Annotated in this window: 18 protein-coding genes; 15 read left to right on the top strand and 3 right to left on the bottom strand. The window is 73.2% G+C overall.

Going from position 1 to position 17,879, the window contains the following annotated elements:
- Positions 1 to 2: 2 nt before the first annotated feature.
- A complete protein-coding gene (locus ACIRGB_RS27670) occupies positions 3 to 875 on the bottom strand; it encodes an alpha/beta fold hydrolase (RefSeq protein ID WP_403870517.1) in 873 nt (290 codons plus the stop codon).
- A gap of 113 nt (positions 876 to 988) precedes the next feature.
- On the opposite strand from ACIRGB_RS27670, the gene ACIRGB_RS27665 reads away from it, so the two are divergent.
- From ACIRGB_RS27665 to ACIRGB_RS27630, 8 genes are all read left to right on the top strand, one after another.
- Positions 989 to 1,465 carry a MarR family transcriptional regulator gene (locus tag ACIRGB_RS27665; protein WP_403870514.1) on the top strand — a complete coding sequence of 159 codons (477 nt, stop codon included), beginning with the start codon at positions 989 to 991 and terminating at the stop codon, positions 1,463 to 1,465.
- A gap of 137 nt (positions 1,466 to 1,602) precedes the next feature.
- On the top strand, positions 1,603 to 2,634 hold the full coding sequence (gene glnII, locus ACIRGB_RS27660; protein WP_403870511.1) for a glutamine synthetase: 1,032 nt from the start codon (positions 1,603 to 1,605) through the stop codon (positions 2,632 to 2,634).
- 56 nt (positions 2,635 to 2,690) lie between these two features.
- Positions 2,691 to 3,620, top strand: coding sequence for a DUF6891 domain-containing protein (locus tag ACIRGB_RS27655; RefSeq protein WP_403870508.1), 930 nt, complete (start codon positions 2,691 to 2,693; stop codon positions 3,618 to 3,620).
- A gap of 341 nt (positions 3,621 to 3,961) precedes the next feature.
- On the top strand, positions 3,962 to 4,549 hold the full coding sequence (locus ACIRGB_RS27650) for a winged helix-turn-helix domain-containing protein (protein ID WP_403870505.1): 588 nt from the start codon (positions 3,962 to 3,964) through the stop codon (positions 4,547 to 4,549).
- Positions 4,550 to 4,625: 76 nt separating this feature from the next.
- Positions 4,626 to 5,654, top strand: coding sequence for an SDR family oxidoreductase (locus ACIRGB_RS27645; protein WP_403870503.1), 1,029 nt, complete (start codon positions 4,626 to 4,628; stop codon positions 5,652 to 5,654).
- 52 nt (positions 5,655 to 5,706) lie between these two features.
- A complete protein-coding gene (locus ACIRGB_RS27640; RefSeq protein ID WP_403870500.1) occupies positions 5,707 to 6,984 on the top strand; it encodes a sensor histidine kinase in 1,278 nt (425 codons plus the stop codon).
- Positions 6,969 to 7,622 carry a LuxR C-terminal-related transcriptional regulator gene (locus tag ACIRGB_RS27635; protein ID WP_403870497.1) on the top strand — a complete coding sequence of 218 codons (654 nt, stop codon included), beginning with the start codon at positions 6,969 to 6,971 and terminating at the stop codon, positions 7,620 to 7,622. Before ACIRGB_RS27640 ends, ACIRGB_RS27635 begins: the two co-directional genes overlap by 16 nt.
- A gap of 159 nt (positions 7,623 to 7,781) precedes the next feature.
- Positions 7,782 to 9,263 (top strand): DUF1996 domain-containing protein, encoded by a 1,482-nt coding sequence (locus ACIRGB_RS27630; protein WP_403870494.1) that lies wholly within the window; start codon positions 7,782 to 7,784, stop codon positions 9,261 to 9,263.
- A gap of 93 nt (positions 9,264 to 9,356) precedes the next feature.
- Here ACIRGB_RS27630 and ACIRGB_RS27625 read toward each other — a convergent pair whose 3' ends face one another.
- Positions 9,357 to 9,803, bottom strand: coding sequence for a hypothetical protein (locus tag ACIRGB_RS27625; RefSeq protein WP_403870491.1), 447 nt, complete (start codon positions 9,801 to 9,803; stop codon positions 9,357 to 9,359).
- A gap of 132 nt (positions 9,804 to 9,935) precedes the next feature.
- Between ACIRGB_RS27625 and ACIRGB_RS27620 the strand changes: the two genes are divergently transcribed.
- The 5 genes from ACIRGB_RS27620 (at position 9,936) to ACIRGB_RS27600 (ending at position 15,225) form a co-directional block, all read left to right on the top strand.
- Positions 9,936 to 10,445 (top strand): tetratricopeptide repeat protein, encoded by a 510-nt coding sequence (locus tag ACIRGB_RS27620; protein ID WP_403870488.1) that lies wholly within the window; start codon positions 9,936 to 9,938, stop codon positions 10,443 to 10,445.
- A gap of 61 nt (positions 10,446 to 10,506) precedes the next feature.
- Entirely contained in the window at positions 10,507 to 12,438 is a 1,932-nt protein-coding gene (locus tag ACIRGB_RS27615; protein WP_403870485.1) for a hypothetical protein, read from the top strand.
- Positions 12,439 to 12,524: 86 nt separating this feature from the next.
- On the top strand, positions 12,525 to 13,415 hold the full coding sequence (locus ACIRGB_RS27610; protein ID WP_403870483.1) for a metal-dependent hydrolase: 891 nt from the start codon (positions 12,525 to 12,527) through the stop codon (positions 13,413 to 13,415).
- Positions 13,412 to 14,479 (top strand): PDR/VanB family oxidoreductase, encoded by a 1,068-nt coding sequence (locus ACIRGB_RS27605; RefSeq protein ID WP_403870480.1) that lies wholly within the window; start codon positions 13,412 to 13,414, stop codon positions 14,477 to 14,479. The genes ACIRGB_RS27610 and ACIRGB_RS27605 overlap by 4 nt, the downstream gene beginning before the upstream one ends.
- Positions 14,480 to 14,559: 80 nt before the next feature.
- A complete protein-coding gene (locus tag ACIRGB_RS27600; RefSeq protein ID WP_403870709.1) occupies positions 14,560 to 15,225 on the top strand; it encodes a TetR/AcrR family transcriptional regulator in 666 nt (221 codons plus the stop codon).
- A gap of 3 nt (positions 15,226 to 15,228) precedes the next feature.
- Here ACIRGB_RS27600 and ACIRGB_RS27595 read toward each other — a convergent pair whose 3' ends face one another.
- A complete protein-coding gene (locus ACIRGB_RS27595; RefSeq protein WP_403870477.1) occupies positions 15,229 to 15,585 on the bottom strand; it encodes a 5-carboxymethyl-2-hydroxymuconate Delta-isomerase in 357 nt (118 codons plus the stop codon).
- Positions 15,586 to 15,781: 196 nt separating this feature from the next.
- Between ACIRGB_RS27595 and ACIRGB_RS27590 the strand changes: the two genes are divergently transcribed.
- Positions 15,782 to 16,816, top strand: a complete 1,035-nt coding sequence (locus ACIRGB_RS27590) for a LacI family DNA-binding transcriptional regulator (protein WP_403870474.1) — start codon at positions 15,782 to 15,784, stop codon at positions 16,814 to 16,816.
- Positions 16,817 to 16,913: 97 nt separating this feature from the next.
- The gene (locus ACIRGB_RS27585) at positions 16,914 to 17,777 is read left to right on the top strand and encodes a phosphatase PAP2 family protein (RefSeq protein WP_403870471.1); all 864 of its coding nucleotides are present in this window, start codon (positions 16,914 to 16,916) and stop codon (positions 17,775 to 17,777) included.
- Positions 17,778 to 17,879 lie beyond the last annotated feature (102 nt).

Here is a 17,879-nt window from a genome sequence, read left to right as displayed (position 1 = left end):
GCTCAGGCGCCCGGCGCGGCCAGGAAGTCGCCGAGGCGGCGGCCGAGCCCGGACGGCGCGGACTGCGGCAGCCCGTGGTGGGAGACGTCCGGCAGGACGGTCGTCTCCACGTGCGGCAGCAGGGTCCACGCCCGGGCCGCCACCTCGGCGGGGTCGTGCGTCCTGCTGTGCTGGGCCAGGAGCAGCAGGACCGGTACGTCCAGGGCGCGCAGCGCCTCCGGGGCCGGGCGCGGTCCGGTGACCGGCTTTCGCTCCGGGAAGCCGACGGCGGCCTCCTGGAGGGCGAGCCAGTCCGCGTCGAGAGGCGTCGCGCCGGTCTCCCAGTCCAGGAAGGCGCGGACCCGGCGGGGCGTCGGCCGCAGCAGCATCGGCAGCGCGTGCAGCAGGTAGGCCGCCTTGAACCCGGCGAAGCACTGGGTCGGGTCCAGGAGGAACAGGCGGCGTACCCGGGCGGGTGCGTGCAGGGCGTGGTGCAGGGCGATCCAGGCGCCGTAGGAGTGCCCGCCGAGGTCCGTCTCCTCGATGCCGAGGCCGTCGAGGAGCGCGTCCAGCCAGCCGGTGAGGTCGGCGACCGTACGGGGGTGGCGGTCGCCGGCCGGTGTGCTGCGGCCGGGGGCGCCGATCAGGTCGACGGCGTGCACGCGGTGGGTGCGGGACAGCTCGGCGGCCTGGGCGTACCAGGACGCGGAGGTCGCCGCCCCGCCGCCCGGCAGCAGGACGAGGGGGCGGCCGTCGGCCGGGCCGGTCACGTTGACGTGCGTCTCGCCGAAGGGGGTGGGCACGGTCACCGCCTCGGTCCCCGCGGGCCACTTGGCCATCACCTTGTCGTAGGCGTCCTGGAAACGGCCGGCGTCGTACGGACCGCGAGCGCTCATGAGCGTGCCCCCTGTTTCGTCTGCTCCCTGTTTCTGTTCCTCCGGTATTATCTCGCCGAACGAGATACTTGTCGAGCGAGAAGATCGCGGCACGGACCGAAGGGAGCGTCCCCATGCCCGACCAGGGACCGGAGATGGAGCTCGTCCACCTCCTGCGCGCGGTCGCGGTCGAACTGGGCGCGCACAGCGCCCGGTTCGCCCAGCGCAACGGCATGCACCCCACCGACGTCCGGGCACTCATCGCGCTCATGGACGCCGCGCGGGCGGGCGAGGCGATGACGGCCGGGCGCCTGGGCGCCGCGCTCGGGCTGAACTCCGCGGGCACCACGGCACTGGTCGACCGGCTGGAACGGGCCGGACACGTACGCCGGGTGCGCGACGAACGGGACCGGCGCCGGGTCACCGTCGAGGTGGACGAGCGGGCCGTGGCGCTGGGCTGGTCCCACTTCGGACCGCTGATCGGGCGGGCGGTGGAGCTGCTGCGCGGGTACGACGAGCGGGAACGGGCGGCGATCAGGGGCTTCCTGACCGGCGTACGGGAGGCGGCCCGGGACGACGGGCGTGAGGCCGGCCACAACGACCCCGAGTAACACGGGGTTCACATACGGGCAACGGTCGGGAAATCGCCCGTTGGCACGCTGCACCGCAGTAGACGCGGCACCCCTGCCGCCCGCGCGCCGCCGCACCCGCACGTGCGCCGAGACCCACCCCCGAAGGATGTGGCCCCGTGACCTTCAAGGCTGAGTACATCTGGATCGACGGCACCGAGCCGACGGCCAAGCTCCGTTCCAAGACGAAGATCATCACGGACGCCCCCGCCGGCCTGGACGCCCTGCCGATCTGGGGCTTCGACGGCTCCTCCACCAACCAGGCCGAGGGCAGCTCCTCGGACTGCGTACTCAGGCCGGTCTTCTCCTGCCCCGACCCGATCCGCGGCGGCGAGGACATCCTGGTGCTGTGCGAGGTCCTGGACACGGACATGACGCCGCACCCGAGCAACACCCGCGCCGCGCTGGCCGAGCTGTCCGAGCGCTTCGCCGCGCAGGAGCCGGTCTTCGGCATCGAGCAGGAGTACACCTTCTTCAAGGGCACCCGCCCCCTCGGCTTCCCCGAGGGCGGCTTCCCGGCCGCGCAGGGCGGCTACTACTGCGGCGTCGGCTCGGACGAGATCTTCGGCCGCGACGTCGTCGAGGCGCACCTGGAGAACTGCCTGAAGGCCGGTCTCGGCATCTCCGGCATCAACGCCGAGGTCATGCCCGGCCAGTGGGAGTTCCAGGTCGGCCCGCTGGCGCCGCTGGAGGTCTCCGACCAGCTGTGGGTGGCCCGCTGGCTGCTCTACCGCACCGCGGAGAACTTCGAGGTCTCCGCCACCCTCGACCCCAAGCCGGTCAAGGGCGACTGGAACGGCGCGGGCGCGCACACCAACTTCTCCACCAAGGCGATGCGCGAGGGGTACGACGCGATCATCACCGCCTGCGAGTCGCTCGGTGAGGGCTCCAAGCCCCTTGACCACGTCAAGAACTACGGCGCCGGCATCGACGACCGCCTCACCGGCCTGCACGAGACCGCCCCGTGGAACGAGTACTCCTACGGCGTCTCCGACCGCGGCGCCTCGGTGCGCATCCCGTGGCAGGTCGAGAAGGACGGCAAGGGCTACATCGAGGACCGCCGGCCCAACGCCAACGTCGATCCGTACGTGGTGACGCGCCTGCTCGTCGACACCTGCTGCACGGCGCTGGAGAAGGCCGGCCAGGTCTGAGCCCGGCAGCCGCGGCCCCGGGCCGCGGTGTCAGTGGCGCGTGCGAGGGTGGGGACATGGAGATCGACGGTGTCCTCGCCCTCAGGGTCGAGACGGAGAACGGGCACACGCACACCCGGCCGCGGGCGGCGGAGCTGCGGGAGCTGGTGGCGCGCATCGGCCACGCCGGCGACCGCTTCCTGGTGGTGCAGCGGATACCGGACATCCCCGACGTGTTCGCGCAGGTGTGGCACGAGGAGGGCGGGCAGTACCGGCTGGAGCACCGGGCCGCCGCGGACGCGTTCTTCGGTGCCGACCTCGACGACCACGACCGTGTCGCCGGCCTCCTGACCGGCTGGGCCCGCCAGGAGCCCGGCTGGGACGCGGGCGTCGCCTGGGAGCCGATCGACCTGGGACCCCGGGAGGACGTTCCGGAGCTGCCCGACGAGGTCCGGCGGCAGATCGAGCGGCTGATCCGGGAGCGGCTGCGCTGCGGATACGACGGCCGCAAGGCGCTGGTCGAGATCGCGGAGGACCACCTCGTCGGCGGTGAGTACGGCGAGCGGCCGGTGTCCCGGGCCCAGGCCTGGCGGTTGGTGGACCGGCTGTGGCTGGAGCGGCTCGCCGAGCAGGAGACCTGGGGCGAGGAGACCACCGACCCGGACCGCCTGACCCGGGTCTTCCGGGCCCTGGACGCGGCCGGTGTCACCGCCCGGGAGAACTTCACCTGCTGCCGGGGCTGCGGCACCGCGGAGATAGCCGCGGAGCGCGAGGGCGCCCGGGGCTTCGTCTTCTTCCACCGGCAGAGCACCGAGGCCGCCGCCGAGGGCCACGGACTCATGCTGCATTACGGCGGTTTCGACGGCTCGCAGGAGACGACGGCGGCCGTCGGACACGAGGTCGTGGCGGCGTTCGCGGGGTCCGGGCTGTCCACGGAGTGGGACGGCGATCCGGGCAGGGCGATCGCCGTCGACCCGCTGAACTGGCGCAAACGGCTGGAGGGTTGACCGGACCGGCGACAGGTTCAGGCCAGTCGGCGTCCACACCCTGAGAGGAGTCTCCTCTCCCCGGCCGCCGTCTGCTTCAATGAGCCCATGGCCAGCTTCCGGAAGTACGCAGCGACGGGTCGCCATGACCTCGAGCCCTTCTGGCCTTCCCGTCAGCACGACGACTTCGACCGGGTGTGTTGCCGCGCGACGATCGCGCCGGCCCGCTAGCAGCGGTATCGCACAGGCCTTCCGCGCCTGCCGCCGGTGCGCACGACGTACGTCCCGCGACGCGCCCGACCCCGAACCTCGCGCCCGTCGCCCCACCCGACGAACCTCTCGCGCGAAAGAGCTGACGTCTCATGGCGACCACCCGTTCCCTGTCCACCGTCACCCTCGACTCCCCCACCGCCCGCCCCGACTCCGGCGGCCCCCGGCACCGGCTGCGCGCCGTCGCCCCGGACGAGGTGGCGGACGTCGCGGACCTGCTGCCACCGGGCGCCACCTGGCTGCCCGCACCCGCGCACACCCTGCCGGCGCTGCCGGGACACCCGCCGATGGTCGGCTACCTCGTCCTCGTCCCGGCCGACCAGCAGCCGCCGTTCCGGACCCCGGAGCAGGCCCTGCCCCAGGGCCCGGCCCGGGACCAGGCGGAGAACCCGCTCGTCCGGATCGATCCCGCCCGGCGCACCGCCGCCGTGGACGGACGCGAACTCGACCTCACCTACCTGGAGTTCGAACTCCTCGCCCACCTCGTCACCCATCCCAACCGGGTGCACACCCGCGACCAGCTGGTCACCACGGTGTGGGGCTACGGACACGTCGGCGACGGCCGCACCGTCGACGTGCACGTGGCCCGGCTGCGCCGCAAGCTCGGCGCGGAGCACCGGCACACCATCCAGACCGTGCGGCGCGTCGGCTACAAGTACACGCCGCCCACCGGCCGCTGAGCCCCCGGCCACCGCATCCGTCTGCTGACGGCAGAGGCCCGTTCCCCCCGGCCGTCGCGCCCGGCACAGTGGCGGCATGAGACTACTGGTGCTGGGCGGTACGGAGTTCGTGGGGCGGTCCGTGGTCGAGGCGGCGCTCGGCCGCGGCTGGGAGGTGACCGTCCTGCACCGCGGACGGCACGCCCCGCCCCCCGGAGCGCGGGCGCTGCACGGCGACCGCACCGCGCCCGACGGGCTCGACGCGCTGGCCGAGGGCACCTGGGACGCCGTCGTCGACACCTGGTCGGCGGCGCCCCGCGCGGTGCGGGACGCGGCGCGGCTGCTGCGGGACCGCGCCGGACGGTACGTGTACGTGTCGAGCTGCTCGGTGTACGCCTGGGCCCCGCCCGCCGGGTACACCGAGGACGCCCCGCTCGTCGGGGACGCCTCGGCGGACGCCGGGCAGCGCGACTACGCCCGGGACAAGCGGGGCGCCGAACTCGCCGTCCTGGACGCCTTCGGCGCGGACCGCTCGGTGCTCGTGCGGGCCGGGCTGATCCTCGGCCCCTACGAGAACGTCGGCCGGCTGCCCTGGTGGCTGAACCGAATGGCCCGCGGCGGCCCGGTCCTCGCGCCGGGCCCACGGGACCTGCCCCTCCAGTACATCGACGTGCGCGACCTCGCCGCCTGGGTGCTCGGCGCGGTGGAGCGGGAGCTGAGCGGGCCCTACAACCTGGTCTCCCCGCCCGGGCACACCACGACGGGCGGCCTGCTCGAAGCCTGCGCGACGGTCACGGGCGGCACCGCGGAGCTGCGCTGGACCGACCCCGAGACCGTCCTCTCCGCCGGCATCGAGCCATGGGTACAGCTGCCGGTGTGGACGCCCCCGGGCAGCGACCTGCACGACGCGCTGCACACCGCGGACGTCTCCCGGGCCCTGGCGACGGGCCTCGCCTGTCGCCCCGCCCGCGACACCGCGGCCGACACCTGGGCCTGGCTGCAAACCCTCGGCGGCACCGCACCCCAGCGCCCGGACCGGCCCCCGGTCGGCCTGGACCCGGAGACGGAGGCAAAGGTGCTCGCCGCCGACGGACCGGGCCGAGGTGTACCTGACACCACCCCCTGATCGGGGTGTCCGGCCCCGTGACCCGCACCGTGGGCTCGGCGAGACTGACGTCATGAGCATCGAGACGAAGAGCGGCACCCGGCGGTCACGGACACTCGCGCGGACCAGGGGCATGGCGCTGCCGGCCGTACGGGGGCTGGCGCTGGCGCTCATCTCCCTGCCCGGCGCGGTGATCTGCTTCTGCCTGACGGTGGTCTCCATCGCCCTCGTCCCGATCGGCATCGGCATCGTCACCACGCCGTGGGTGCTGACGGGGGTACGGGCGTTCGCGGACCGGCGGCGGCTGCTCGCCGCCGAGTGGGGCGGGGTGCGGATCCCGCGGATGTACCGGCCGCTGCCGCCGAAGGCCAATCCGTGGGCCCGCACCTTCGGGATGCTCCGGGACCCGGCGACCTGGCGGGACATCGGCTGGCTGCCCCTCGACATGACGGCGGGCTTCGCCACCGCGCTGCTGACCGCCGTCCTGCCGCTCTACCCGCTGGAGGGCTTCGCCATCGGGGCCGGGCTGTGGCGGGTGCTGCCCGACGGGTACTGGTACGGCTTCGTCCCGGTCACCGGCCAGATCTCCGCCCTCTTCGCCGCCGTCCTGGGCGCCGTGCTCCTGCTCGCCGCGGGCCGGCTCAGCCCGCTCCTGCTGCGCGCCCACTTCCAGCTCGCAGGTGCGGTGCTCGGGTCCGGCCAGGGCGAACTCGCCGAGCGGGTGCGGGTACTGACCGAGACCCGGCGCGACGCCGTCGACACCTCCGCCGCCGAACTGCGCCGCATCGAGCGCGACCTGCACGACGGGGCGCAGGCCCGGCTGGTCGCCGTCGGCATGGACCTGGGCACCATCGAGGCGCTGCTGGAGAAGGACCCGGCGAAGGCCAGGGAACTGCTCGCGCGGACCCGGCAGTCCTCCGCCGACGCCCTGACCGAGCTGCGCGACCTCGTGCGCGGCATCCATCCCCCGGTACTCGCCGAACGCGGCCTGGGCGACGCGGTACGCGCCCTGGCCCTGCGGCTGCCCGTCACCGTCGAGGTCGAGGTGGACCTGCCGGGCCGCGCCGAGGCCCCCGTGGAGTCGGCCGCGTACTTCGCGGTCAGCGAGATACTCACCAACGCCGTCAAGCACTCCGGCGCCGACCGGATCTGGATCGACATCCACCACGAGGACGGCACGCTGCGCGCCTCCGTCACCGACAACGGCAAGGGCGGCGCCCGGATCGAGGCGGGTTCGGGCCTGGCCGGGGTGGAGCGGCGACTCGGTACATTCGACGGTGTCCTGGCCGTCAGCTCGCCCGCGGGCGGCCCCACCATGGTCACCATGGAGATCCCTTGCGCGTTGTCCTAGCCGAAGACCTGTTCCTGCTGCGCGACGGACTGGTCCGGCTCCTGGAGGCCCACGACTTCGAGATCGCCGCGGCCGTCGAGACCGGCCCCGAGCTGTCCCGGGCACTGGCCGAACTGAAGCCGGACGTCGCCGTGGTCGACGTCCGGCTGCCGCCCACACTCACCGACGAGGGTTTGCAGTGCGCGCTCCAGGCCCGCCGCGACCGGCCCGGGATGCCGGTCCTCGTCCTCTCCCAGCACGTGGAGCAGTTGTACGCCCGGGAGTTGCTCGCCGACGGGAGCGGCGGGGTGGGGTACCTGCTCAAGGACCGGGTGTTCGACGCGGAGCAGTTCGTGGACGCCGTACGGCGGGTGGCGTCAGGCGGTACGGCGATGGACCCGCAGGTCATCCAGCAGCTGCTCAGCCGGCGCGCAGCGGAGGACCGGCCGCTGGAGCGGCTCACCCCCCGCGAGGTGGAGGTGCTGGAGCTGATGGCGCAGGGCAGGACCAACGCGGCGATCGCCGCCAAGCTCGTCGTCACGGAGCGGGCGATCGCGAAGCACACGGCGAACATCTTCGCGAAGCTGAGCCTCGAGGTCTCGGACGACGACAACCGCCGTGTCCTGGCCGTTCTGGCGTATCTGGACCGCGGCCGCTGACTCCTGCGCACGTCCCACGGGTCCCACGGGACCCGGCAATTCCCCCCACGGGTGAACACCTCTGGAGCGGCTTCCGTATGGAGGGGAGCCGCTTCACTCCTGTCGGGCGCCCCCGATGCCCCGCAAGCGATGCCCCCGCAAGGAAGTTTGAGGAGTTCCATGGGACGCAACACAAGAAAACGCCGTACGCCGCTGGCCACCAAGATCGTAGCCGGGGCGGCGGCCCTGGCGGTCGGCGGGGGCGGGCTGGTCTGGGCCAATTTCTACGCTTCGGCGCACGAGGAGCACTCCGGCCAGAACCGGACGAGGTCGGCCGGCGCGCAGGTCGCCACGATCGACTGCCCCGACGTCGGTCAGCGGATCCGGGACGTGCCGGACCGGGCGCGCGGGGAGGTGGACGGCGAACTGGCCTCGATGGACAGCCAGATCACCGACGCCTACCAGCGCCTGGCCACCACGCGGCGGGCGCAGGAGGGTGACGCGCAGTTCGTGCAGAACAGCATTCTCGGGCCGCTCAAGGACCGGCGGAAGGCGCTCATCGACCGGATCCAGCTGGAGATCAACCGGGCCGGCGGCAAGGCCGACGACAACCTGGACGAGCTGGCCGGATGCCAGGGACGCCCCGCGGACCCGCAGCAGGACGGCGGCGGCCAGGACGACGGCCAGGGCGATGGCGGTCAGAACGGTGACGGCCAGGACCAGGACGACAACGGCAACGGTGTCGCCGGTCCGGTCGCCGACGACTTCATCGACATCAACGACGTCCAGCCCAACTCCCGCAACAGCCGCAACGGCCTGGCCGCCGACGGCGGTTCCACCGGCACCTTCACCACGGAGTGCGGCGTCAACGAGAACAACCTGTTCAACAGCGACAACCTGATCGCCGCCCCGGGCGTCGACAACGGCGCGCACCACACCCACGACTACGTCGGCAACCAGGACAACGACGCCTTCTCCAGCGACGATGACCTGGCGAACGCGGACACCTCGTGCCAGAACCAGGGCGACAGGTCCACGTACTACTGGCCGGTGCTGCGCCTCCAGGACGGTACGCAGGAGTTCGACGCGAACGACCAGGGCGGTGGCGCCGAGGGCAACGTCGGCAAGATCCTCAAGCCGGCCAAGGCCGAGCTGACGTTCGTCGGCAGCCGGCAGGGCGACGTGGTCGCGATGCCGAAGTTCCTGCGCGTCATCACCGGTGACGCCAAGTCCTTCACCAACGGCGACGCGAACGCCAACACCTCGTGGAGCTGCTCGGGCTTCGAGGACCGGCAGGTGACGGACAAGTACCCGCTGTGCCCCGAGGGCAGCCAGGTGCTGCGGACGACCAACTTCCAGAGCTGCTGGGACGGTCAGAACATCGACAGCGCCAACCACCGGGACCACATGGCGTTCGTCCAGGAGGACGGCAGCTGCCCGAACGGCTTCCAGGCCGTGCCCCAGCTCCAGGTGCGTCTCGCGTACGACATCCCCACCCCGGTCGTCGAGAACGGCCAGGTGCGGAACCCGTACGCCGTGGACAGCTTCCCGGAGCAGCTGCACAAGCCGATCACCGATCACAACGACTTCATCAACGTCATGGACGAGGACCTGATGAACGAGGTGGTCGACTGCATCAACCGCGGCGAGGACTGCCAGTAGCGGTACCGGCCCGGTAGGGGAAGAGGGCCGGTGACGGACTTCCGTCACCGGCCCCCTTTTCGCGTTCTCGCGTTGTCGCGCGTCCGCGTCCGGTCAGCCGGAGTGCCCGGCGTGCTCGCCGTGCCCGGCCGAGTGCCCACCGCCGCCGCCCCCGTGCCGGACGCCCTGTTCCAGCGTCCCGCCGAGCCGGCCGCGCAGGTCCGCCACCACGTCCTGGTGGCCGACGGCGACCCATTTGCGGCCGACCAGGTAGTAGCCGCCGTAGTCCTTGGCGGTGTTGATCCACTCGCGCTGGCCGCGGTCGGTGGAGAAGGTGGCGAGGACGTACTTCCCGTCGCCCTTCCCGCACAGGGCCTGGCGGATGGTGTCGGCGTCGGTCTGCATGTCCGGGGTGCACTCGGCCTCGGCGGCCAGGTGTTCCAGGCTGCCGGCCGCCGTCGCGGGCACGGCGTCCGCACCGTCCCCGCCGGCGCCGCAGCCCGTCAGTGCCAGGGCCGCCGCCAGGGCGGCCGGCGCGAGCATCGGTCGGGTCAGCCTCATGTGTTCCTCCGGTCCGCTGTGGCGACATGCCGCACGGAGCCCCTGGGGGCTCTCGTCATCGATACGGGCGCGGGGCGCGAAGTACTCAGGAGCCTGGGTGCCGTTGTGCGCAGGGCGTGCGAGAGTGGCACCGTGGACCAGGACTGGGAAGAGCGCGTGACGGCCGCCTGGGCGGCATTCGACGACTACGCCGAGGAGGATGCCGCCGACTTCCGGGCGGTCATCGACGCCCTCGCCGACGAGTTGCCCGCCGACAGCCCCCTCGGCCTGTTCGAGCGGGCCTGCGCCTGGGACTCGACGGGCCACTCCGACCGGGCCGTGCCGCTGTACCGCGAGGCGCTGGAGCGCGGGCTCGGCGAGGCCAGCCCCTACAAGGGGCGCCGGGCGAAGATCCAGCTCTCCAGCTCCCTGCGCAACACCGGGCACCCGGAGGAGGGCGTGAAGCTGCTCTCGCCGGAACTGGTGGCGCCGTCGGACGAGTTGGACGACGCCGTGCGGGCCACGCTCGCGCTCTGCCTGTCCAGCATGGGCCGCGACCGCGAGGGCCTGGCCCTGGTGCTCGGCGCCCTCGCGCCCCATCTGCCGCGCTACCAGCGCTCGATGGCCACCTACGCGCGGCTGCTGGTGGAACCGGAGGAGTAACGTCACCCCACGCGGGCCGGGCGTACGGTGACCATCGCCCGGTTGGCTCGTTCTGCTGAACGTGCAGCCACAGGATGTCGCCCCGCGCCCCGCACCGTCCGCCGCCTCCTCGGCCGACCCGGTCGTCGACGTCGAGCAGGCCGAGGCCGCGCTCGTCGAGCACTATCCGCGGCTGGCCCGGCTGGCCTACCTGGTGCTGCCGCCGGGTCTCGGCCGGGGCCGCCGCGTCCTGTCCGCGCACGCCCTCACCCAGCGCGCCCTGCCCCGCAACCGGACGACGACCCCGGTGATCCCGGCCCAGGCGACCGGCCGCGAGGTCGACCCCGGGTACGCGCTGGTGCGGCTGCGGGTGGTGCGCACGGCGCTGGAGGCGGGGTTTCCGCTGCGGCGGCGGGCGTGGCCCAAGCGGTCCCAGTTGCCGCCGCTGCTGCCCCACGTACGCGGCCTCAAGCTCTTCCCGCGCTCCGGCGGCGCGGACGAACTCGCCCTGGACCAGGCGCTGTCCGCCCTCTCCGGTCCCGGCCGGGCGGCGTACGTGCTGCGCGGTCTGGAGCGGCTCCCCGACGACGGGGTGCGGCAGGTGCTGACGGCCGCCGGGGTCGCCGACGTGCACGCCGCCCTGCGGGAGGCCGACGGGGTGCAGGGGCAGTACGCGCTGCTCGGCTCGCCCGAGTTCGACCCCTGCTCGTTGCAGGCCCGGCCGACCGATCTGCTGCGTCGGCGGCAGCACATGAAGGCCGCGCTGGTCGCCGGGGCGGCGCTGGTGGTGTGCGGGGCGCTGCTCGGCCTGCCCGGGGACGGCTGGGGGCCGGACGGCGCCGCCGCCCCGCCGTACGCGCGCAACCCCGCGGCCGAGGCGGCGCTCGATCCGGGCAGGCTGACGAAGGCCGCGCCCGCCGCGTGGGAGACGTCCGCGCGCACGGACTTCTCGGTGTGGCCGGCGCGCGGTGACCTCACCGGCGACGAGGAGCTGCTGCGCCGCGCCCTGGCCGTGTGGGCCCGGCCCGGCGAGAGCGTGGGGGTGTCCGCGACGCCGGGGACCCAGACCGGTGGTCCGGCCGGTCCGCCGCAGCTGCTGTACGCCGGGAACGTGGACACCGCGCGGGTGGTGATCCTGCACGACGGTCTGCGCCTCGTCCGGTACGCCGAGCCGACGGACGGTTCCGCCGGTGCCGCCCTGGACTTCGCGCGGACCGACGGGGCCGGCCGGGCCACGGCGACCGCGGTGGTCCTGGGCCGGGCCGACGGCAACGTCCGCTATCTGACGGCGCCCTGGGTGACGGAGGCGGCCGGGCGTGATCTCGCCGGGCCGGCTTCCGGGCCCAAGGAGCTGACGCTCACCGACGGCGTGACGTCCCCGCTGGCCAGCCCGGTGCAGCAGCGGTCCGGGGCGTGCACGTCGTGGAACGTGCTGGAGCTGACCGACGGTTCGGACACCCGGGTGGTGACCGACCTGGGCGAGCTGGTGCCGGCCCGGCTCACCACCGGGCGCCCCGGTGCCGCGAAGGACGCCTCGGGCGCGAAGGCGCTGGGTGCCTGGGCGCCGTACGCCTGCTCGCTGGGCTCGGTGCGCGGACAGGGGGTGCGGTCGGTGAACGCCTGGGAGTTCGCGACGCAGCCGCTGCCCGACGGGACGGGGTCGGGGGACTGGGTGTGCACCCGCGCCGAGACCTGGCGCGGTGAGGGGGCCCGGGTGCTGGCGCAGTTCCGGACGCCGGGCGGGACGCAGGGCGCGGTGGCGGCGAAGGCGCAGGACGTGCCGGCGTGCGGCGAGCGTGATCCGCAGGTGCTGGCCGGGGTGCTGTGGAAGTCGGAGGGCGGGCACTGGTACCTGCTCGCGGCGGGCGGCCCGGACACCGAGTCGGTCGAGGCGACGGGCGGCATCGAGGACGCCGCCGACGGCAACCTGCTGACGGCCAAGGCCGAGCAGGGCGCGCGGGCCGAGCTGAAGGGCACGCTGGAGGGCGGGCGGACGATCGGCGGCCTGCGCTAGCGCCCGCACCGAGCTACTTGACACTGGCGTCAACAAGTACCGGCAGGAGGGTTCCGCCGGACCGTACCCGTCAGTACATTGACGCCATGTCTAACAAGCATGTCCCGCTCAAGGCCCGGAAGGTGTCCTTCGCCTGGGAGGACACACCGCTGCACTGGGTGCCGGGGGACCCCTTCACGACCCACACCATCAACGTGCTGCACCTGCTGCTGCCCGCCGGGGAGCGGTGGTTCGTGCACGTCTACAAACAGGTGCTGCCGTCCATCCGGGACGAGCGGCTGCGCGCGGACGTCATCGGGTTCATCGGGCAGGAGGCGATGCACTCCCAGGCCCACGACGAGGTGCTGCCGCACCTGCGGGACCAGGGGCTCGACCCGACGCCGTACACAGCGCAGGTCGACTGGCTCTTCGAGATGCTGCTCGGCGACCGCACCCTGCCGCCGGGCCGCCCGCGCCGCTGGTGGCTGCTGGAGCGGGTGGCGCTGATCGCGGCGATCGAGCACTACACGGCCTTCCTCGGCGACTGGGTCCTCAACGCCGAGGCGCTGGACCGGCGGGGCGCCGATCCGACCATGCTGGACCTGCTGCGCTGGCACGGCGCCGAGGAGGTCGAGCACCGGTCCGTCGCCTTCGACCTCTTCCAGCACCTGGACGGGGACTACGCGCGCCGGGTGCGGACCTGGGCGACGGCGTTCGCCGCGCTGGTGTTCCTGTGGCAGCGCGGGACCAGGTTCTTCATGGCGAACGACCCGACGCTCGTCGACGGCCGGGCCACTTTCCGGGACTTCCACCGGCGCGGCCGGCAGGGCCTGCTGCCCTCGACCGGCGCGATCACCCGGTCCATACCCGGCTATCTGAGCCGCTCGTACCACCCGTCCCAGGAGTGCTCGACCGAGCAGGCCGTCGCCTACCTCGCCGGCTCCCCCGCCGCCGTGGCCGCCTCGGCCGCCGAGAAGTCCCAGGAGAGTGCCGCATGAGGCCGCGTCCGAAGTCGGTGCCGGCTCTGCTCCTCGCGGCCGGTGCCGCGCTCGTCGTCCGCCGGGCGCTGCGGCGCCGGGTCCAGGGCTCGCCGCTGTGGCCGCTGCCCGCGCTGGACCCGCCGGTCTCCGGGCGGCCCCGCTCCCGCGCGCTGACGCTGCTGGTGACCGCGCACGAGCGGCTGGCCGACGGGGTGGTGCGGCTGCGCCTGGAGGGGACCGACCTGCCGCGCTGGGAGCCGGGCGCCCACCTGGACCTGGTGCTGCCCTCGGGTCTCGTGCGGCAGTACTCGCTGTGTGGCGACCCGGAGGACACCTCGTCGTACACCGTGGCCGCGCGGCTCGTCGAGGACGGGCGGGGCGGCTCGCGCGAGGTGCACGAGCAGGTGCAGGAGGGCACGGAACTGGAGGTGCGCGGGCCGCGCAACCGCTTCCCGCTGGTCGAGGCGCCCGCCTACGCGTTCGTCGCCGGGGGCATCGGCATCACCCCCGTCCTGCCGATGCTGCGGGCGCTGCCGGAGGGCGCCGACTGGCGGCTGCTGTACGGCGGGCGGACGCGGGCGTCGATGCCGTTCCTGGAGGAGATCGAGAAGCTGGACCCGGACGGCGGGCTCGTCACCCTCGTCGCCGAGGACGAGGACGGGCGGCCCGATCTCGACGCCTTCCTGGCGGACCTGCCCGAGGGCGCGGCCGTGTACTGCTGCGGCCCGGAGGGCCTGATGGCGGCCGTCGCCGAACGCCTCCCGGCGGGCGCCGCGCTGCACCTGGAGCGGTTCGCGCCGCGCACGACGGCCGGCGGCGACGGGGAGTTCGAGGTGGAGCTGCGCCGCAGCGGGCGCACCCTGACCGTGCCCGGCGGCTCCTCGGTGCTGGCCGCCGTGCGCGCCGAGCTGCCGAACACCCCGTACTCCTGCGAGCAGGGCTGGTGCGGGACCTGCCAACAGAAGGTGCTGGAGGGCGAGATCGACCACCGGGACGAGCTGCTGACCGACGCGGAGCGCGGCGACTCGATGCTCATCTGTGTGTCCCGGTGCTTCGGTACGCGGCTCGTGCTCGACATGTGAACACCGATGCCCGGTCCGGCCCGTTCGGGGCTGGATTCGATCGGTAAGGTGTTCGTATGACTACCGGGGTACGCCGCAGAATGGGCGTCGAGGAGCGGCGGCAGCAGTTGATCGGCGTCGCGCTCGAGCTGTTCAGCCGCCGCTCGCCCGACGAGGTCTCCATCGACGAGATAGCGTCGGCTGCGGGCATCTCGCGCCCGCTGGTCTACCACTACTTCCCCGGCAAACTCAGCCTGTACGAGGCCGCGTTGCAGCGTGCCTCGGACGACCTGGCGGCCCGGTTCGCGGAACCGCGCGAGGGCCCGCTGGGCGCGCGGCTGCTGCGCGTGATGGGCCGCTACTTCGACTTCGTCGACGCGCACGGCCCGGGTTTCTCGGCCCTGATGCGCGGGGGCCCGGCCGTCGGCTCCTCGACGACCAACGCACTCGTGGACTCCGTACGGCAGGCCGCGTATGTCCAGATCCTTTCGCATCTGGACGTCACCGAGCCGTCCGCGCGACTGGAACTGGTCGTCCGCTCCTGGATCTCGCTCGCGGAGTCGACGGCGCTGCTCTGGCTGGACGGGCGCCGCATCCCGCGCGCCGAGCTGGAGGCGCAGCTGGTGCACGACTTCGCCGCGCTGCTGGCGGTGAGCGCCGCCTACGACGAGGAGATGGGCGCCCTCCTGCGCCGCGTCATCGCGGACGAGCCGGCCGACGGCCCCTTCGGGGACCTGGTCGGCCGACTGATCGCACTGGCCGGATAGGCCCTAGCTCTCGAACTTCCGGTACGACGGGTCCAGGTCGCGAACCTCGGCGGAGGCGTGCAGGGCGAGGCCGTCGCCCGGCTTGGCGTACTGCCGCAGCAGGTCCAGGACGGCCTCGGTCAGCCGCGCCTTGGTCTCGTCGGTGCGCCCGGCGAGCAGTCCGAGCGTGACGTGCACGACGGCGTGCCCCTCGGTGTCGGGGCCGACCACGGTGTCCTCGGTGGGGCGGAACTGCGTCTTGCAGGCCGGCGGCTTCGCGGCCGCGATCTCGACGACCGCCTCGTGCAGGGCCCGCGCGAAGGCGGGCCGGTCGAAGCCGTCGGCGAGCCGGTCGGAGTAGTCGACGGTGATCTGCGGCATGAGCCCTCCCGTTGCGTGAACAGCAGGGCTCACCCTAACCGCAGCCCCCTTGCCCCCTTCCGTCGCTCCGTGCGCGGGGGCGGCTGCCGGCTCATGTCGTCCTTGGTACGCACGGGAGGGGAGGCGTGGTGCGGTGATCGGCCCGCGGCGCCCGATCGGTGGGCAAGGCGGCGGCCGACAGGTACAGTCCACCCCTGTGACCACACGGCTTGCCGACATCGCCGCCCAAGCGGGGGTGAGCGAAGCGACCGTCAGCCGCGTCCTCAACGGGAAGCCGGGCGTCGCCACCGCCACCCGCCAGTCCGTGCTCGCCGCCCTCGACGTGCTGGGCTACGAGCGACCCGTGCGGCTGCGGCAGCGCAGCGAGGGCCTGGTGGGCCTGATCACCCCGGAGCTGGAGAACCCGATCTTCCCGGCGCTGGCCCAGGTCATCGGGCAGGCGCTGACCCGCCAGGGCTACACGCCGGTCCTCGCCACCCAGACGCCGGGCGGCTCCACGGAGGACGAGCTGACCGAGATGCTGGTCGACCGCGGGGTCGCCGGCATCATCTACGTCTCGGGGCTGCACGCCGACACCACCGCCGACCCGGAGCGCTACGAGCGGCTGCGCGCGCAGGGCGTGCCGTTCGTCCTCGTCGACGGCTTCTCCCCGCGGGTGCAGGCGCCGTTCATCTCCCCCGACGACCGGGCCGCGATGAGCCTGGCGGTCACGCACCTCGTCTCGCTCGGCCACACCCGGATCGGCCTGGCCCTCGGGCCGAAGCGGTTCGTGCCGGTGCAGCGCAAGATCGAGGGCTTCGTGCGCAGCCTCCAGGAGCAGTTGGGGCTGAGCGCCGAGACGGTGGAGAAAGAGCTGGTCCAGCACTCGCTGTACACCCTGGAGGGCGGCCAGGCGGCGGCCTTGGCGCTCATCGGACGGGACTGCACGGCGGTGGTCTGCGCCAGCGACATGATGGCGCTGGGCGCGATACGGGCGGCCCGGCAGCACGGGCTGGACGTGCCCGGGGAGGTCTCCGTCGTCGGCTTCGACGACTCGCCGCTGATCGCCTTCACCGACCCGCCGCTGACGACCGTCCGCAAGCCGGTCCCCGCGATGGGGCAGGCGGCGGTGCGGACGCTGCTGGAGGAGATCGGCGGGACGCCCGCGCCGCACAGCGAGTTCGTGTTCATGCCGGAGCTGGTGGTGCGCGGCTCGACGGCGTCGGCACCGGGCGGGCGGGGCCGCCCCTGACCCCTGCGGGGCCGGCGGCGGCTCCGGGTCGGATGCGGGTCGTATCCACCTGGGGGATGATCGGGGGGAGAGGGCTTTTCTGGCAGACTTCATGCCTATGGGTGACGCGACCGTGAGGACTCGGGAACGCCAGGAGGACGGCGTTCCGCACCCCGTCACAGAGCGGACGGGGAAGAGCCTCCTGCGTCGGCTCCGCACCCCGCGCCGGCCCCGCCTCTGGTTCGAGATCCTGCTGATCGCGCTCAGCTACTGGACGTACTCGCTCGTGCGCAACGCGGTGCCGGAACAGCGGACGGCGGCCCTGCGCAACGCCGACTGGATCTGGCGCGTCGAGCAGCAACTGGGCATCGCCGTCGAGGAATCCGTCAACCATGCGGTGAACTCGGTGACTTGGCTCATCGTCGGCATGAACTACTACTACGCCACGTTGCACTTCGTGGTGACCCTGGGTGTCCTGGTGTGGCTTTTCCGCAGCCACCCCGGCCGTTACGCGGCGACCCGGCTGGTGCTCTTCGCGACCACGGGTGTCGCCCTGGTCGGCTACTACCTGTATCCGCTCGCGCCGCCCCGGCTGATGAACGGCGAGCACTTCATCGACACGGTGATGGTCCACCAGACGTGGGGGTCGATGGCGTCCGGTGACCTGAAGAACATGTCCAACCAGTACGCCGCGATGCCGTCGATGCACATCGGGTGGTCGGTGTGGTGCGGCCTGACGATCTTCGCGTTGGCGTCGGTGCCGTGGGTGCGGGTGCTGGGGCTGGTGTATCCGGCGCTCACGCTGGTGGTGATCGTGGCGACGGCGAACCACTTCTGGCTGGACGCGGTGGGGGGTCTGCTGTGTCTGGCGTTCGGGTACGGGGTGGCTTGCTTCTGGTACGGGCGGATGCCGTACCGGTTGCCTCGCGTGGTGCCGGTCGCTGCGCGGCGGCGGAGGGTGTGGTTGCCCGGGCGGGCTTGAGGGGTGCCCGGCGTGAGCATGCCGGGGGTGGGTGCGCAGCCCGGCGTAGCGGGGTGCCGCCTGCGCCCACCCGTGCCGCCCCAGCGGCACGATTGCCCGCAG

It is taken from the genome of Streptomyces sp. NPDC102490 (assembly GCF_044765285.1).
GTDB lineage: Bacteria > Actinomycetota > Actinomycetes > Streptomycetales > Streptomycetaceae > Streptomyces.
This window is presented reverse-complemented; position numbering and strand designations above follow the sequence as displayed.

Excerpts from the sequence above, each read along its gene's own strand:
- ACIRGB_RS27640 (WP_403870500.1), top strand. The coding sequence starts at position 5,707 with ATGAGCATCGAGACGAAGAGCGGCACCCGGCGGTCACGGACACTCGCG.
- ACIRGB_RS27610 (WP_403870483.1), top strand. The coding sequence starts at position 12,525 with ATGTCTAACAAGCATGTCCCGCTCAAGGCCCGGAAGGTGTCCTTCGCC.
- ACIRGB_RS27670 (WP_403870517.1), bottom strand. The coding sequence starts at position 875 with ATGAGCGCTCGCGGTCCGTACGACGCCGGCCGTTTCCAGGACGCCTAC.
- ACIRGB_RS27605 (WP_403870480.1), top strand. The coding sequence starts at position 13,412 with ATGAGGCCGCGTCCGAAGTCGGTGCCGGCTCTGCTCCTCGCGGCCGGT.
- ACIRGB_RS27655 (WP_403870508.1), top strand. The coding sequence starts at position 2,691 with ATGGAGATCGACGGTGTCCTCGCCCTCAGGGTCGAGACGGAGAACGGG.
- ACIRGB_RS27630 (WP_403870494.1), top strand. The coding sequence starts at position 7,782 with ATGGGACGCAACACAAGAAAACGCCGTACGCCGCTGGCCACCAAGATC.
- ACIRGB_RS27585 (WP_403870471.1), top strand. The coding sequence starts at position 16,914 with ATGGGTGACGCGACCGTGAGGACTCGGGAACGCCAGGAGGACGGCGTT.
- ACIRGB_RS27650 (WP_403870505.1), top strand. The coding sequence starts at position 3,962 with ATGGCGACCACCCGTTCCCTGTCCACCGTCACCCTCGACTCCCCCACC.
- ACIRGB_RS27665 (WP_403870514.1), top strand. The coding sequence starts at position 989 with ATGCCCGACCAGGGACCGGAGATGGAGCTCGTCCACCTCCTGCGCGCG.
- ACIRGB_RS27595 (WP_403870477.1), bottom strand. The coding sequence starts at position 15,585 with ATGCCGCAGATCACCGTCGACTACTCCGACCGGCTCGCCGACGGCTTC.
- ACIRGB_RS27645 (WP_403870503.1), top strand. The coding sequence starts at position 4,626 with ATGAGACTACTGGTGCTGGGCGGTACGGAGTTCGTGGGGCGGTCCGTG.
- ACIRGB_RS27625 (WP_403870491.1), bottom strand. The coding sequence starts at position 9,803 with ATGAGGCTGACCCGACCGATGCTCGCGCCGGCCGCCCTGGCGGCGGCC.
- ACIRGB_RS27600 (WP_403870709.1), top strand. The coding sequence starts at position 14,560 with ATGGGCGTCGAGGAGCGGCGGCAGCAGTTGATCGGCGTCGCGCTCGAG.